At 68.0% G+C, this 16,374-nt stretch carries 12 protein-coding genes, 1 tRNA gene and 1 CRISPR repeat array; of the genes, 10 read left to right on the forward strand and 3 right to left on the reverse strand.

Features of this window, described 5'->3' with window-relative positions; genetic code table 11:
- The first annotated feature begins 214 nt into the window (after positions 1 to 214).
- Positions 215 to 1,861, forward strand: a complete 1,647-nt coding sequence (gene cas4g/cas1g / locus E0497_RS04390) for a CRISPR-associated endonuclease Cas4g/Cas1g (protein WP_206663624.1) — start codon at positions 215 to 217, stop codon at positions 1,859 to 1,861.
- A 4-nt stretch (positions 1,862 to 1,865) separates the two neighbouring features.
- On the forward strand, positions 1,866 to 2,153 hold the full coding sequence (cas2, locus tag E0497_RS04395; RefSeq protein WP_137723581.1) for a CRISPR-associated endonuclease Cas2: 288 nt from the start codon (positions 1,866 to 1,868) through the stop codon (positions 2,151 to 2,153).
- 169 nt (positions 2,154 to 2,322) lie between these two features.
- A CRISPR array of direct repeats spans positions 2,323 to 4,954; the repeat unit is 36 nt; unit sequence CTCGTCCGTGCCCAAGCGGCACGGCCTCATTGAGGC.
- 61 nt (positions 4,955 to 5,015) lie between these two features.
- Here cas2 and E0497_RS21070 read toward each other — a convergent pair.
- Positions 5,016 to 5,831: a helix-turn-helix transcriptional regulator gene (locus E0497_RS21070; RefSeq protein ID WP_421958303.1), complete on the reverse strand. Its 816-nt coding sequence runs from the start codon at positions 5,829 to 5,831 to the stop codon at positions 5,016 to 5,018.
- Positions 5,832 to 5,861: 30 nt separating this feature from the next.
- Here E0497_RS21070 and ctaD point away from each other — a divergent pair, with 30 nt between their 5' ends.
- From ctaD to E0497_RS20390, 8 genes are all read left to right on the forward strand, one after another.
- Positions 5,862 to 7,589, forward strand: coding sequence for an aa3-type cytochrome oxidase subunit I (gene ctaD, locus E0497_RS04405; RefSeq protein WP_137723582.1), 1,728 nt, complete (start codon positions 5,862 to 5,864; stop codon positions 7,587 to 7,589).
- A 48-nt stretch (positions 7,590 to 7,637) separates the two neighbouring features.
- Positions 7,638 to 7,994 (forward strand): ferredoxin, encoded by a 357-nt coding sequence (fdxA, locus tag E0497_RS04410; protein WP_137723583.1) that lies wholly within the window; start codon positions 7,638 to 7,640, stop codon positions 7,992 to 7,994.
- A 170-nt stretch (positions 7,995 to 8,164) separates the two neighbouring features.
- Positions 8,165 to 9,493, forward strand: coding sequence for an ammonium transporter (locus tag E0497_RS04415; RefSeq protein WP_137723837.1), 1,329 nt, complete (start codon positions 8,165 to 8,167; stop codon positions 9,491 to 9,493).
- A gap of 5 nt (positions 9,494 to 9,498) precedes the next feature.
- Positions 9,499 to 9,837, forward strand: a complete 339-nt coding sequence (locus tag E0497_RS04420) for a P-II family nitrogen regulator (protein WP_137723836.1) — start codon at positions 9,499 to 9,501, stop codon at positions 9,835 to 9,837.
- Complete coding sequence (locus E0497_RS04425; protein ID WP_137723584.1) at positions 9,827 to 12,262, forward strand: [protein-PII] uridylyltransferase; 2,436 nt, start codon at positions 9,827 to 9,829, stop codon at positions 12,260 to 12,262. The genes E0497_RS04420 and E0497_RS04425 overlap by 11 nt, the downstream gene beginning before the upstream one ends.
- A gap of 42 nt (positions 12,263 to 12,304) precedes the next feature.
- Complete coding sequence (ffh, locus tag E0497_RS04430; RefSeq protein WP_137723585.1) at positions 12,305 to 13,888, forward strand: signal recognition particle protein; 1,584 nt, start codon at positions 12,305 to 12,307, stop codon at positions 13,886 to 13,888.
- A 1-nt stretch (position 13,889) separates the two neighbouring features.
- Complete coding sequence (locus tag E0497_RS04435) at positions 13,890 to 14,978, forward strand: amidohydrolase family protein (RefSeq protein ID WP_137723586.1); 1,089 nt, start codon at positions 13,890 to 13,892, stop codon at positions 14,976 to 14,978.
- Positions 14,979 to 15,143: 165 nt separating this feature from the next.
- A complete protein-coding gene (locus tag E0497_RS20390) occupies positions 15,144 to 15,281 on the forward strand; it encodes a hypothetical protein (protein ID WP_161987386.1) in 138 nt (45 codons plus the stop codon).
- Positions 15,282 to 15,399: 118 nt separating this feature from the next.
- On the opposite strand, the gene E0497_RS04440 is transcribed toward E0497_RS20390, so the two are convergent.
- Together E0497_RS04440 and E0497_RS04445 are read right to left on the reverse strand one after the other, a co-directional pair.
- A tRNA-Leu gene (locus E0497_RS04440) sits at positions 15,400 to 15,484 on the reverse strand.
- A gap of 70 nt (positions 15,485 to 15,554) precedes the next feature.
- The gene (locus E0497_RS04445) at positions 15,555 to 16,187 is read right to left on the reverse strand and encodes a hypothetical protein (protein ID WP_137723587.1); all 633 of its coding nucleotides are present in this window, start codon (positions 16,185 to 16,187) and stop codon (positions 15,555 to 15,557) included.
- Positions 16,188 to 16,374 lie beyond the last annotated feature (187 nt).

The raw sequence follows: 16,374 nt of genomic DNA on the forward strand, positions 1-16,374 counted from the left end.
CACGCGACGTCGGCATTCCTACTGCGACAACACATCCCCGAACGCCTACGAACGCCACTTCTCCGATAGCATCGGCGACGCAGCGTAATCCACCCCTGTGTCCACTATCCGGGGGTAAGGCCCAATACCGGGCGGTGGGGGTTCGTTCATGATGATCGTGTGCGCGTTTGTCTGATTGATCAGATTTACGGAGGGGGTACTTCACGTGGAGGACATGGTCGAACAGCCGGATCTGTTGCCGGCGCGAATGCTCAACGAGTTCGTCTACTGCCCGAGGCTGTTCTACTTGGAGTGGGTCGACTCTCGGTGGGCGGACAGCGAAGACACGGTGCAGGGGGATTGGACTCACCGAAAGGTCGACCGCAAAGCTGGCGTTCTACCGTCACCCGACGATGTCGAGTTCCTCGGTCGGGCGACGTCGGTTCGGCTGGAATCCAGCCGCCTCGGACTGGTCGCGGTCGTCGACCGGATCGAGGGCAGAGGCGGGACCGTGGTTCCGGTCGATGTCAAGAAAGGCCGGCCAGGCAAAGACGGGCGTCCCTGGCCCGCCGACCGCATCCAGGTTCTCGCCCAGTCTGCGCTGTTGCGTGACAACGGCTACCTCGTCGACGAGGCAGTTCTCTACTACGCGGAGACGCATCAACGAGTATCTGTGGACGTCGACGATGAAGCGCTCGACGAGGTTCGGCAGGTCCTCGACGAGGCGCGTCGCGTCGCCGCAGAGCCGCGCCCGCCGTTGCCGCTCGTCGGTAGCCGGAAGTGCCCGAAATGCTCACTGGTCGGACTCTGCTTACCCGACGAGACGAATGCGCTCCTCGCCCGCGAGGACGGACCGGCACGAACGATCTTGCCGCGAGATCCGGATACGCGTCCGGTCTACGTCACCGAAGCTGGAGCGGCAGTGGGGATCCGAGGTGGACGGTTGCGGGTCACCAAGGATGATCGTGTGCTGGTAGAGACCCGATTGATCGATGTGTCGCAGCTGTGCGTGTACGGCAATGTTCAGGTCAGTTCGCAAGCACTGGCGGAGTTGTGGTCGGCGGGAGCGCCGGTTCTCTGGTTCTCGTACGGCGGTTGGCTGCGCGGATGGGCTCAGGGAGAGATGTCGAAGTACGTCGAGTTGCGGCGACGGCAGTTGATCGTGCACGCGCAAGGCGGATTCGATGTCGCGAAACAGCTGATCGTCGGCAAGATCAAGAACTCCCGGACTTTGTTGCGCCGTAATGCCCGTGGGGACGTGGCCGCAGAGGTGGCGCAGTTGGGTGCACTTGTGAAGGGTGCTGAACAGGCAGAATCCGCAGCATCGCTCTTGGGGATCGAAGGGACAGCTGCGCGGATCTACTTCTCGAGGTTTTCGTCGATGCTGTCGACCTCGGAGGCGATGGCGGCCACTTTCGACGAGAACGGCAGACGTCGCCGGCCCGCTCCAGACCCCGTCAACGCTCTACTCGGATTCACGTATGCGCTGCTGGTGAAGGACATCGTGGCCACCTGCCTGGCAGTAGGCTTGGACCCGTATCTCGGCGTGTACCACCGTCCCCGCTACGGTCGTCCGGCGCTGGCGTTGGATCTGATGGAGGAGTTTCGGCCGCTGATCGCGGACTCCGTGGTGATCAACGTGCTCAACAACGGGGAAATCTCCGAGAGCGACTTCACCAGGAAGGGAGATGCAGCCTGGCTGACTCCGAACGGGCGTAAGTCGGTGCTTCGCGCCTACGAACGTCGGATGGACACGGTAGTCACGCATCCGGTGTTCAAGTACAAGATCAGCTACCGAAGGGTCTTGGATGTGCAGGCGAGGATATTGGCGGGCGTCATGATCGGCGAGATCGACCAGTACGTACCGATGACGACGAGGTGACGAGATGGCGCGGCGACGGTACCTGATCGCGTACGACATCCGGGATCCGAAGCGGCTCAGGCGAGTCTGCAAGGTTATGGAGGCCTACGGGGTTCGGATCCAGTACTCGGTGTTCCTGTGCGACCTGTCGGGCATCGAGTTTGCGCGCTGGCGGGCCGAGATTCACTCCCAGATGGATTTGGGCATGGACTCCGTAGTGCACGTCAACCTCGGTGCAGTCGAAGGGGCTACCACCATCGAAACCATCGGTGTCCCGAGGCTCATGCCGCCATCCGGGGCCGTGATCGTATGAACGCGAGCGGTCCGTGCGGTACGGAATCCCTGGGGACCGCTCGCGCCCAGCTCAGCACGCACATTGACAAGTCGATAGTGAAATCTCGGATGCATGTGACACTGTGTATCGGATGCCTCTCGCGAGAGGGCCTGTTTCTGCAGGTCAAACACCCCAAATTTCGGGAGCTCTCGTCCGTGCCCAAGCGGCACGGCCTCATTGAGGCAAGAAGGCCGCAGCGAGCGCAACCAAGGCCGAACGTCTCGTCCGTGCCCAAGCGGCACGGCCTCATTGAGGCTCCTCCGGGATCGACGACGGCCTGCCGGCCGCCGAGCTCGTCCGTGCCCAAGCGGCACGGCCTCATTGAGGCGCGGGCCGTGCGCTTACGTCGTCCGGGCGTCTCAGCTCGTCCGTGCCCAAGCGGCACGGCCTCATTGAGGCCACGAGTGCGCCGAGTCGATGCTGTCGGATGCGGACTCGTCCGTGCCCAAGCGGCACGGCCTCATTGAGGCGAGAACCATCCGTGGGTGGCCGTCCGCCACGATGACGACCCTCGTCCGTGCCCAAGCGGCACGGCCTCATTGAGGCGCTTCGCTCACAGGAGGGGGCCGTCCGATGGCCGCTCTCGTCCGTGCCCAAGCGGCACGGCCTCATTGAGGCCTTGCACTTGGACAGATCTGTCCAATATCATCCCTGCTCGTCCGTGCCCAAGCGGCACGGCCTCATTGAGGCCCCACTCTCCATCAGCCGTGTACGCGAGATCCTGACCGGCTCGTCCGTGCCCAAGCGGCACGGCCTCATTGAGGCTCGATCCGGCTGGTCGCGCTCTTGATCGCGTTCTCCTCGTCCGTGCCCAAGCGGCACGGCCTCATTGAGGCGTCATGCCCAGGTATCCGGCCAGCCGCTCGCGGCCCTCGTCCGTGCCCAAGCGGCACGGCCTCATTGAGGCGACTTCGGCGGGCCGCGCCCGCTGTCCGGGCTGCGGCTCGTCCGTGCCCAAGCGGCACGGCCTCATTGAGGCCGGCCGAGGGAGGACTCGAGGGCGTCGTCGACGCGGGCTCGTCCGTGCCCAAGCGGCACGGCCTCATTGAGGCGCGATCACACCCTCGTTCAGCACGAAGGTCGACGGCCTCGTCCGTGCCCAAGCGGCACGGCCTCATTGAGGCTCTGGCCCCCGATTCCCTCCCGGCCCGATCCGGAGGGGCTCGTCCGTGCCCAAGCGGCACGGCCTCATTGAGGCGGCGGCGCCCTGCGCGGCTCGGTAGTCCGTGCCGTGCTCGTCCGTGCCCAAGCGGCACGGCCTCATTGAGGCCCATCGTTCCTCCTCGTCGTTCCACCCTGGTCGAACATCTCGTCCGTGCCCAAGCGGCACGGCCTCATTGAGGCCTCGAGGGGGCAGCGGAATGAGTCACACGGGTACCTCTCGTCCGTGCCCAAGCGGCACGGCCTCATTGAGGCGCTCTCAGTGAGGGCCCGTCGCAGTCGGTGACGGCTCGTCCGTGCCCAAGCGGCACGGCCTCATTGAGGCGGCGTGTTCACCCGCGACGGGGCCGTGGACCTCACCGCTCGTCCGTGCCCAAGCGGCACGGCCTCATTGAGGCCACAACAAGGCGTGGCGGCCCGCCCTCCGCAAGCTGCTCGTCCGTGCCCAAGCGGCACGGCCTCATTGAGGCTTTCGGACGACCTTCTTGCGGTCCTGAGCCTGGAAAGCTCGTCCGTGCCCAAGCGGCACGGCCTCATTGAGGCCCGTACGACGTGTTCTGCCAGATGGTGCAGGCCGCGCTCGTCCGTGCCCAAGCGGCACGGCCTCATTGAGGCGAGACGGCCTGCGGGTTGGCCTCGATGTAGCGGCGCTCGTCCGTGCCCAAGCGGCACGGCCTCATTGAGGCAGAAGCCGTCGACGGGGTGGCCGCGGGCTGATCTCGCTCGTCCGTGCCCAATCGGCACGGCCTCATTGAGGCCGTTGCACCGTTCGCCCTCTGGCAGATGTAGCAACGCCCTCGTCCGTGCCCAAGCGGCACGGCCTCATTGAGGCCCTGTGTAACGCGTTGAGCGCGAAGGGGATTGTGCCCTCGTCCGTGCCCAAGCGGCACGGCCTCATTGAGGCACGAGCAACAACACCTACTACCCGTCCGCGAACATCTCGTCCGTGCCCAAGCGGCACGGCCTCATTGAGGCGACCGCTGGGACGTGCGGGAACTCGCCGCGGACCCCTCGTCCGTGCCCAAGCGGCACGGCCTCATTGAGGCTCGACCCCCCTCGAACCTGGCCGCCGCCGCCCGTGGCCTCGTCCGTGCCCAAGCGGCACGGCCTCATTGAGGCCCCGCACCGTTGCGGGCGCCGGGTCACGAGGGCGACCTCGTCCGTGCCCAAGCGGCACGGCCTCATTGAGGCGAGGGAGTCCTGGACTGCGCGCATGAACTCGCCCGGCTCGTCCGTGCCCAAGCGGCACGGCCTCATTGAGGCTTCTGTGGCTTCGCGGTCGCATACCGCAACGACGGCTCGTCCGTGCCCAAGCGGCACGGCCTCATTGAGGCACCTCGTCGAGGGAGACGTGAGCCTCAACCCCGTCCGCTCGTCCGTGCCCAAGCGGCACGGCCTCATTGAGGCACGGAGTTGCTGAGGCAGGCGTGGGGAGGTGCGGCTCGTCCGTGCCCAAGCGGCACGGCCTCATTGAGGCGGCAAGGACGCCCCCTGGAACCTGCTCAAGAACATCTCGTCCGTGCCCAAGCGGCACGGCCTCATTGAGGCGATGAGTTCTGGCAGGCGTACCCGCGACGCCGGGACTCGTCCGTGCCCAAGCGGCACGGCCTCATTGAGGCGGCTGCTTCACGCCCGCAATATCCCGTTCCTCGCTCCTCGTCCGTGCCGGTGTGCACGGCCTCATTGTGCTCGTTCACCCCGATCATGAATCCGGGTAGAGCGCTTGGCGGATCCCGGCATCGGTGGCGTGTGATGATTCACCCGCATCAGCTCCACCACGCACGTCCGCTCCGTGTCCCACGCGATCAGCCGACTGTCGGTGTCGCCGGCGCCGAGCTTGTCGAGTGCCCCGCGGACAAGACCGCGGTGCAGAGCGCACACGACTGTCGGATTCGCTCGTGCTACCGCTTCGAACGGGCAGGCGTGCAGCACGATGCGTGCGTCGTCAGCGCTCGATTCGAGTACGGGCGAGAACCCCATTTCGGCAAACAATGCCGCGACGACCACGGCAGGATCGCCGTCCACCCCGTCCGCCAGATTCTCCGCGGCCCACGCCGCCCCGGCCGCTTCTGCGCGTTGCGTCGGATCGGCGTCGGCCGGCCCCGACCAATGCTCCGCGAGTACCCGCGCCAACAGTTCATACCCGGCGCCGGGGGAGACGTCCGGCCTCAACGCTGTCACCGCCCGATACAGCATCCGTGGGCGTCCGCGCCGCGGATGGCTCTCCGATGCCGCTGCAACCAGCCCCGCCGCGATCAATGCGTCCACATGGAAACGGACCGTCGTCACGTGCAGGCCGTGGGCCTGCGCCAGCTCTTGCGCTGTCACCGGTTCCGATCGGGTCCGCAGATCCTGCAGCAACTGCGCGCGTCGATTCGGCGTCGCGCCCTCGGCCGTGCCGTCGGAGGAACCGGTTCCCATCTGCTCCCGCATACGGTAAGACTTTAGAGGAACGCGTTCCTCTAAAAAAGCTGTCGCTTGCCGGAGGTGAACCATGATCGACGTGATCCCGGGGCCGGATGTGCCATGACATCCACAGCCGCACCCCGCCAGGCCGTCCGCCCGTACCCTGCCCGGACCGGTATCAAGGGTTCGTTCGCCTACAAGGCGATCACGACCACCGACCCGAAGATGCTCGGAATCATGTACATGGTCACGTCGATCGGGTTCTTCATGTTCGGTGGCCTGCTCGCGCTGCTGATGCGCGTCGAGTTGGCCCGTCCGGGACTGCAGTTCCTGTCCAACGAACAGTACAACCAGTTGTTCACGATGCACGGCACGATCATGCTGCTGCTGTATGCGACCCCGATCGTGTTCGGTTTCGCGAATTACATTCTGCCGCTGCAGATCGGCGCCCCCGACGTCGCGTTCCCTCGTCTCAACGCGTTGAGCTACTGGATGTACCTGTTCGGGGCGACCATCGCGGTCGGCGGCTTTCTCACCCCCAGCGGTGCCGCAGACTTCGGCTGGACCGCGTACGCGCCGCTGAGCAGCGCCCTGCATTCACCGGGACTCGGCGCCGACATGTGGGTCACCGGACTGCTGCTCTCCGGGGTCGGCACCATTCTCGGTGCGGTCAACATGATCACCACCGTCGTGTGCCTGCGCGCCCCCGGCATGACGATGTTCCGGATGCCGATCTTCACCTGGAACATCCTCGTCACGATGATCCTCGTGCTCATGGTGTTCCCGCTGCTCGCGGCCGCACTGGCCGGCCTGCTCGTGGACCGACACCTCGGCGCGCACCTGTTCGATCCCGCCACCGGCGGTGCGATCCTGTGGCAACACCTGTTCTGGTTCTTCGGCCACCCCGAGGTGTACATCGTGGCGTTGCCGTTCTTCGGCATCGTCTCCGAGATCTTCCCGGTGTTCTCCCGCAAACCGGTGTTCGGGTACCTCGGACTCGTCTACGCGACGGTCGGGATCGCGGCCCTGTCGTCGGCGGTGTGGGCGCACCACATGTTCGCCACCGGAGCCGTGCTGCTGCCGTTCTTCTCGTTCATGAGCTTCCTCATCGCGGTGCCGACCGGGGTGAAGTTCTTCAACTGGATCGGCACCATGTGGCGCGGACAGTTGACGTTCGAGACGCCGATGCTGTTCTCCCTCGGCTTCGTCGTGACGTTCCTGTTCGGCGGCCTGACCGGGGTGATGCTCGCCAGCCCGGCACTGGACTTCCACGTCACCGACTCGTATTTCCTTGTCGCCCACTTCCACTACGTGCTGTTCGGCACGATCGTGTTCGCCACCTACGCCGGCATCTACTTCTGGTTCCCCAAGATGACCGGCCGGATGATGGACGAACGCCTCGGCAAATGGCACTTCTGGTTGACGTTCCTCGGCTTCCACGCCACGTTCCTCGTCCAGCACTGGCTCGGCAACGAGGGCATGCCCCGCCGGTATGCCGACTATCTACCGTCCGACGGGTTCACGTTCCTGAACACGTTCTCGACGATCGGCTCGTTCGTGCTCGGGGCGTCGTTGATCCCGTTCGTGTGGAACGTCTTCACGAGCTACCGGTACGGGCAGGTCGTCACCGTCGACGACCCGTGGGGCTACGGCAACTCCCTGGAATGGGCCACCAGCTGCCCGCCGCCGCGACACAACTTCACCGAACTGCCCCGGATCCGGTCGGAGCGTCCGGCGTTCGAGTTGCACTATCCGCACATGGTCGATCGGCTCCGGGCGGAGAAGCACGTCGGGTGGCATCGGGCTGCCGTGCAGACCGTTTCCGAGTCGGAACGGTCGACTCGGTGATATGCCGGTGAAAGTGTCTCGGATGCAATCGAACATCAGGAGGAACCGATGGCCTATGTGATCGCCGAACCCTGTATCGACGTGATGGACCGGTCGTGCGTCGAGGAATGCCCGGTCGACTGCATCTACGAGGGTGGCCGGGCCCTCTACATCCACCCCGACGAGTGCGTCGACTGCGGGGCCTGTGAACCGGTCTGCCCCGTCGAGGCCATCTTCTACGAGGCCGACGTCCCGGCGCAGTGGAGCGAGTACGTGGACGACAACGCCCGGTTCTTCCACGAACCGCTGCCCGGTGCGGATGCGGCGCTCGGTTCGCCTGGCGGATCGGCGAAACTCGGGCCCGTCCCGGCCGACACCGAACTCGTCGCCGGTCACCCCAGCCGGGACACCGCGTGCGACGCGTGAAACCCGATCGCAACACACCCCGCTGATCCGTTCACGCAGCCGAAACGCGCCGACACCACGGCGGAAACACCACGTGAGCAGTCTTTCGGAACAGACCGACAAGACTGACGAGGAGGCTCACGGTGGACTTTCCCGTTCTCGGAACCCCGGACACCGGGGATACGGCGTGGATGTTGATCAGTGCCGCACTGGTGCTGCTGATGACGCCCGGGGTGGCGTTCTTCTACGGCGGCATGGTGCGCGCCAAGAACGTCCTGAACATGATCATGATGAGTGTCGGCGCGATGGGTGTGGTCGGCGTCCTGTGGGTGCTGTTCGGCTACTCGATGGCGTTCGGGGACGACAAGGGTGGGGTGATCGGCGACCCGACCGAGTTCTTCGGTCTGCGCGGGCTGTTCGGCGGGCAGTATCTGGTCGACGCGGAAACCGGTGCGGCCGCGTCGATTCCGCTGGTCGGTACGATCCCGGCGCTGGTGTTCGTGGCGTTCCAGGCGATGTTCGCGATCCTCACGGTCGCGCTCATCTCGGGTGCGGTCGCGGATCGCATGAAGTTCGGGGCGTGGCTGCTGTTCGCCGGAATCTGGGCGACGGTCGTGTACTTCCCGGTCGCGCACTGGGTGTTCTCGTTCGACGGGGTCACCGCGGCGACCGGCGGCTGGATCGCCAACCAGGTCAAGGCGATCGACTTCGCGGGCGGTACCGCCGTCCACATCAACGCCGGTGTCGCCGGACTCGTGCTGGCGATTGTGCTCGGCAAGCGTCGCGGCTGGCCGCGGACCCCGTTCCGTCCGCACAACCTGCCGTTCGTGATGCTCGGTGCGGCACTGCTGTGGTTCGGCTGGTTCGGGTTCAATGCCGGATCGTCGCTCGCCGCCAACGGTGTCGCCGGTGCCGCGTTCGTCACCACCGTCGTCGCCACGTGTGCCGCGATGCTGGCGTGGCTGCTGGTGGAGAAGATGCGGGACGGGCACGCCACCACCCTCGGTGGCGCGTCCGGCATCGTCGCCGGCCTGGTCGCGATCACCCCGGCCTGCTCGTCGGTGGACGTGCTCGGCGCGCTCGTGATCGGTGTCGTCGCCGGCGCGGTGTGTGCGCTCGCGGTCGGACTGAAGTACCGCTTCGGATTCGACGACTCCCTCGACGTCGTCGGCGTCCACCTCGTCGGTGGTCTGCTCGGCACCCTGCTGATCGGCCTCGTCGCCACCGACACCGCACCGGCCGGCGTCGACGGGCTGTTCTACGGCGGCGGATTCGACCAGATGTGGCGTCAGATCGTGGGTGCAGGTGCCGTGTTGCTCTACTCAGCCGTTGCAACCACCGTGATCGCGCTTATCGTGAAGGCCACGATCGGACTGCGGGTCAGTACCGAGGCGGAGGCTCGCGGGGTGGACGAGAGCGAACACGCCGAGAACGCCTACGACTTCGTCGCACTCGCCGGAAGCCCGATCCCGGGTCGCACAACGCCTGCGCCCGCCACTGTTGCCGTCAGGGAGGCATGAGGGATATGAAGCTCATCACCGCAATCGTCAAGCCGTTCACGCTCGAGGACGTGAAGACCGGACTCGAACAGGCCGGTGTCCTCGGAATGACGGTCAGCGAGGTCCAGGGCTACGGGCGGCAGAAGGGGCACACCGAGGTGTACCGCGGGGCCGAGTATTCCGTCGACTTCGTCCCGAAGGTGCGTGTCGAGGTCGTCGTCGACGATTCCGTCGCCGAGAAGGTCGTCGAGATCGTCGTCGAGGCCGCCCGCACCGGCAAGATCGGCGACGGGAAGGTGTGGATCACCCCGGTCGAGTCGATCGTGAGGGTGCGCACCGGGGAGCGGGGAGTGGATGCGATCTGACCCTTCCGGGTCCCGGGCCGGTCACGACGCGTGCGATCTCGCACGCGCTCGTGACCGCCTGCTTTCCGGGGCCACCCGCGGCCACCGCCTCGACGCCGCCGACCTGCGGCACGCACTCGTCGACCTGCACGAATTCTGGCTCACCACACAGGGACACAATCTCGGTATCCGCCCCGACTCCGGTCTCGCGATCGTCGCCGTCGGCGGTCTCGGACGCCGCGAGATGCTGCCGTACTCGGATCTGGATCTGATCCTGCTGCACGACGACGTCGACCCCGAACAGTTGTCGTCGATCGCCGACAAGCTCTGGTATCCGTTGTGGGACGGGCACATCGGACTCGACCACAGTGTGCGGACGGTGCCGCAGGCGCTGCGCGTCGCCGCATCCGACCTCACCGCCGGCCTCGGCATGCTCGAGGCCCGGCACATCGTCGGAGACGCCGACCTCAGTGCCCTGCTGATCGGCGGCGTGCGCCGGCAGTGGCGGACCGGAATCCGTTCCCGCTTCGACGAACTCGTCGCGCAGGCCCATGACCGCTGGGAGCGGTCCGGGCAGATCGCGCACCGCGCCGAACCCGACCTCAAGAACGGCCGCGGCGGGCTGCGCGACATCCAACTGCTGGGTGCGTTGTCCCTCGCGCAGCTCACCGACGGGTTGCCCGGTCCCGGCCCCGACGCCCCCGGCGGCGGGCTCGCGCTCGCGCACCGGCGACTGCTCGACGTCCGCACCGAACTGCACCGGGTCGCCGGACGTCCCCGCGAACAGGTGCGGGCGCAGGACGCCGACGAGATCGGCGCGGCCCTGCGCATCGGGGACCGCTTCGACCTGGCCCGCACCCTCAGCGACAGCGCCCGCACCGTCGGCTATGCCGTCGACGTCGGCCTGCGCACCGCCGGGAACGCGCTGCCCCGACGCGGGCTGTCGGCGCTGCGCCGCGGACCGCTGCGCCGGCCGCTCGACGAGGGTGTCGTCGACCAGGCGGGGGAGGTGGTGCTCGCCCGCGACGCCCGCCCCCGACGCGATCCCGGGCTGCTGGTGCGGGTCGCGGCGGCGTCCGCGTCGGCCGGACTGCCGATCTCGGCGTCGACCCTGGCCCGGCTGTCCGACCACGCACCCGAGCTGCGGGAGCCGTGGCCGGCCGGGGCGCTCGCCGACTTCCTCGTCCTGCTCGGATCCGGCCCGCGCGTGGCCGCCACGATCGAGGCCCTCGACCGGACCGGGCTGTGGGGACGCCTGCTGCCCGAATGGGGGGCGGTGCGGGACCTGCCGCCGCGCGACGCCGTCCACACCTGGACCGTCGACCGGCACCTCGTCGAAACCGTCGCGCAGGCCGCGGCCCTGACCACCCGCGTCACCCGCCCGGACCTGCTGCTGCTCGGCGCCCTGCTCCACGACATCGGGAAGGGCCGCGGCGGCGACCACTCCGAGGTCGGGGCCGAACTGGCCGCCCGGATCGGGGCCCGGCTCGGGCTGTGGCCGTCGGACATCACAGTGCTCACCGCGATGGTGCGCCACCACCTGCTGCTGGTGCAGACCGCGACACGCCGCGACCTCGACGACCCGGCGACCGCGCACCTGGTGGTCGACACGCTCGGCGGCGACCCGATCCTGCTCGAACTGCTGCACGCCCTCGCCGAGGCCGACTCGCTCGCCACCGGGCCCGGCGTGTGGGGGGAATGGAAGGCGTCGCTCGTCGGGGAACTGGTGCGCCGGTGCCGGCTCGCGATGGCCGGGGAACCGGCACCGGCACCGCACCCGATCGACCCGGCACTCGTCGACGTCGCCGCCCACGGCGGCATCCACGTGACGTTCGAGGCGGGCACCGCCGCCCACACCCACATCGTGACGATCGTCGCCCCCGACACGCCCGGACTCCTCGCCCACGAGGCTGGGGTGCTGGCGTCGGCGTCGCTACGGGTGCTGTCGGCGTCCCTCGGCCACCACGGTCCGGCGGCGATCAACCGGTTCGTCGTCGCCCCACGCTTCGGGTCGCCACCGGACGCGGTGCTGCTGCGCCAGGACCTGCTGCGGGCGATCGCCGGGGACGTCGACGTCGTCGCGCAACTGGACGAGAAGGAACGGCAGAGCCTCGCGAACCGGACGCTCGGCGACCGGACCGGGACCGCGGTACCCGTCCAGTACGCGCTGGCCCCGCCGAAGGTGCTGTGGTTCGACCGCGACGGCGGGGACGTCGTCGTCGAGGTGCGTGCCGAGGACCGGCTCGGGCTGCTCGGACGTCTCGCGCGCGTGTTCGAACGGCACGGCGCGGACGTGCGCTGGGCCACGGTCAGTACCCTCGGCGCGTCCGTCGTCGACACGTTCTGCCTCCGTCTCGCCGACGGCGACACCCGCGACCGCCTCGAGAAAGCCGTGCTGTCCGTGGTGCCGGCACCCCCAGCCGCTACCCTGGGCGGTGACCAGTAACGGCCTGCACCCAGACCAGAACAGAGCTCAGGAGCGCATTCGGTGTTCGAATCCCTTTCCGACCGGTTGACCGGAGCCCTCAAGGATCTGCGTGGCAAGGGTCGACTCTCCGGAGCCGACATCGACGCCACGTGCCGCGAGATCCGTCTCGCACTCCTCGAGGCCGACGTCGCGCTCCCCGTCGTCCGCGCCTTCATCGCGAAGATCAAGGAGCGCGCGAAGGGTGTCGAGGTCTCGGCCGCCCTGAACCCGGCGCAGCAGGTCGTCAAGATCGTCAACGAGGAACTCGTCGGCATCCTCGGCGGCGAGACCCGTCGGCTGCAGTTCGCGAAGACCGCGCCGACCGTCATCATGCTGGCCGGCCTGCAGGGTTCCGGTAAGACCACCCTCGCCGGCAAGCTCGCCAAGTGGCTCAAGGATCAGGACCACACGCCGCTGCTCGTCGCGTGTGACCTGCAGCGTCCCGGCGCCGTCAGTCAGCTGCAGATCGTCGGTGAACGTGCCGGCGCGGCCGTGTTCGCGCCGCACCCCGGCACCTCGATCGGCGGCGGCGACAACCCGCTCGGCATCTCCGCGGCAGACCCCGTCGAGGTCGCCCGCGCCGGTGTCGAAGAAGCCCGCACCAAGCAGTACGACGTGGTCATCGTCGACACCGCCGGCCGTCTTGGCATCGACGAGGAGCTCATGGCGCAGGCCGCGGGCATCCGCGACGCCGTCCAGCCCGATGAGACGATCTTCGTGCTCGACGCCATGATCGGCCAGGACGCCGTCCACACCGCCGAGTCGTTCAAGACCGGTGTCGGCTTCACCGGTGTCGTGCTCACCAAGCTCGACGGCGACGCCCGCGGTGGTGCCGCGCTCAGCGTCCGCGAGGTCACCGGCGAGCCGATCCTGTTCGCGTCCACCGGTGAGAAGCTCGAGGACTTCGACGTCTTCCACCCGGACCGCATGGCCAGCCGCATCCTCGGCATGGGCGACGTGCTCACGCTCATCGAGCAGGCCGAGCAGGTGTTCGACGCCCAGCAGGCCGAGGCCACCGCCGCCAAGATCGGCTCCGGCGAACTGACCCTCGAGGACTTCCTCGAACAGATGATGGCCGTCCGCAAGATGGGCCCCATCGGCAACCTGCTCGGCATGCTGCCCGGCGCCGGCCAGATGAAGGACGCCCTCGCCAACGTCGACGAGCGCCAGCTCGACCGCATCCAGGCGATCATCCGCGGCATGACCCCGGCCGAACGCGAGAACCCGAAGATCATCAACGCGTCGCGCCGGCTGCGGATCGCGAACGGCTCCGGCGTCAAGGTCTCCGACGTCAACCAGCTCGTCGACCGCTTCTTCGAGGCCCGCAAGATGATGGCCGCGATGGCCGGACGCCTCGGCATGCCCGGCTCCCGCAAGCAGATCAAGGGCAAGAAGGGCAAGAAGGGGAAGAAGGGCGGCAAGGGCCCGACGCAGCCGAAGATCAAGGGCGGCTTCCCCGGTGGCCTGCCCGGCGGTTTCCCCGGCATGCCCGGTGGGATGCCGGCCGGATTCCCGGACCTGTCGAACATGCCCAAGGGCCTCGACGAACTGCCCCCGGGACTCGACGGCTTCGACCTGTCGCAGCTCAAGCTGCCCAAGAAGTAGCGTGCTGCACCTGCGCGGTGTCGGCCTGCCCGACGAGCAGCCGGTCGAACTGTGGGTCGCCGGCGGGGTGTTCGTCGACGAGCCGGTGCCGGGTGCGCAGACGGTGTCCACGTCCGGGTGGATCCTGCCCGGGCTCGTGGACGCCCACTGCCACATCGGGATCCGCTACGGCGGCGGCGCCGAGGACTTCGACGGCGCGCTCGCGCAGGCTCTTGTCGAGCGGGACCGTGGGGTACTGCTGGTGCGGGACGCCGGTTCGCCGGTGGACACCCGCGGGCTCGACGACGTGCCCGGGCTGCCGCGGATCATTCGTGCCGGACGGCACATCGCCGCCCCCAAGCGGTACATCCGCGGGCTGCCCGTCGACCTCGAGGACGAGTCGCAGCTGCCCGACGAGGTGGTCCGTCAGGCCCGCGCCGGTGACGGCTGGGTCAAACTGGTGGGGGACTGGATCGACCGTGAGGTCGGCGACCTGACACCGCTGTGGAGCGACGCGGTGCTGGTCGACGCGATCGCGGCCGCGCACGCCGTCGGCGCCCGCGTCACCGCGCACGTGTTCGGGGAGGACGCCCTGCCCGGGCTCATCGCGGCGGGCATCGACTGCATCGAACACGGCACCGGGCTCACCGACACCACCATCGCGATGATGGCCGAGCACGGCACCGCCCTGGTTCCGACGCTGGTGAACATCGCGAACTTCCCCGAGATCGCCGACGGCGCCACCCGATTCCCCGTCTACGCCGCGCACATGCGGGACCTGCACGCCCGCGTGAACGACACCGTCGGCGCCGCCCGCGACGCCGGCATCCCCGTCTACGCGGGCACCGACGCCGGCGGACACGTGCAGCACGGCCGCATCGCCGACGAGGTCGCCGCGCTCGGCAAGACCGGCATGACCCCCACCGAGGCCCTCGGCGCCGCCTGCTGGAACGCCCAGGACTGGCTCGGTGGCGGGGGACTCTCGGTCGGTGCTCGCGCCGATGTCGTTGTGTACGAGGATGATCCGCGCACCGGGCCCGAGATCCTGTCACAGCCGTCGCTGGTCGTCGTCGGCGGCGAGGTCGTCGTCGCACGCGGAGCCTTCGCCTGACGGTTGCCGCAAGGCCTGTGTGACCGTCGCAGGGGTTGTGGGTGCGGATTCGCCCTGCGACAGTGCGACTCGCCCTGCGGCAGCACCCGTCGGCGTCACACACGTTCTGCCGGCATCACACACGTTCTCCGCACTGATTGCGTGTGTGATCCCGGGAAAAGATGTGTGACGCGGCGGGAACTGTACGACGCGTCGGGTATTCCCTCGATACAGGAGAGCAATGCCGGGCTCATCGTGCACATCCGCATGACGATCGACCGGCTGCGGAGTCGCATCGCGGAACTCCAGACCGACCGCGACTGAGCGGTTGTCGCAGGGCGTCTGCCAGTGTCACAGGGGTTCTCGGTGCGGATTCGCCCTGCGACGGTGCGACTCGTCCTGCGACAGTGCCGCAGACTCCGGCGTGCAGGTCGAACATTCGTGGTGCGCGAGGGGGGACTTGAACCCCCACGTCCTGAGACACTGGAACCTAAATCCAGCGCGTCTGCCAATTCCGCCACTCGCGCGAGCGGTCAACAGCCTACGCCACCGTCGGCCGGTCCCCGAATCACCGGACCGGCCGACGGGAATCCCTGGTCAGCGCCCGTGCCGCCACACCGCGCCGAGCAGGGCCGACGACTCCACTCCGAGCGTCTCGGACACCGCCGCCAAAACTTGGAGCGCATCGTCGTCGGACACCGGCGATCCGACCGCGTCGGACACGAACCCGGACATCGTTGCGAGGGCGCGGGGTCCGAGCAGGCCGAGTTGCAGGACGAACGTCTCCCAGGTGAGCGCGCCGAGGCCGGGCACGGAGGTCACCGCGTCCCACGCGACACGCCCGTCGCCGATGTCCGACGCCGACGTGACTCCGGCCGACGCCAGCACCCGCGCCGCGAGTGCGACGGCCTCGGCCTTGGTGGTGTAGTTGCCGGGCACCCGCTGCCGGTTGCCGAGGATCTCGGCCAGTGCCTCCGGGTCGTCGGTGAACGCCGCGAGTGCCGGGAGCGAGTCGAGCGTCGACACCGAGTTCAGGGCGTCGCCGCGGTGCTCCCGCCACCGCCCGATCACCCGCCGTACCCCGGTCGCCGGACCGCCGTACGTGGCGCGGGCGGAGAAGACGGCGTCGAGCAGTGCGGCCTCGATCTCACCGGGCCATCCCGTCGGCCACCCCGCAGGTGCGCCGGGCAGCGTGTCGTCGACGAGTGCCCGGACCTTGTCTGTATCCATGGTTCCCCCCATGTGTTCGGTCGTGCGGCGAACCGTAGACCGAGCCCCCGACAAACCCTCCGGCGCACGCCGACACCCCCGAGTCAAGTGGTAACGAATTGATAACAATCAACGTGAGGGTTTCCTCAGGTTCGAGGTCGTCCACGCATGCCACCTGACCCGCGGTTACCCGGCCTACCGACGGGTC

Origin of the sequence: Prescottella subtropica (genome assembly GCF_005434945.1) — a bacterium.
Lineage (GTDB): Bacteria > Actinomycetota > Actinomycetes > Mycobacteriales > Mycobacteriaceae > Prescottella > Prescottella subtropica.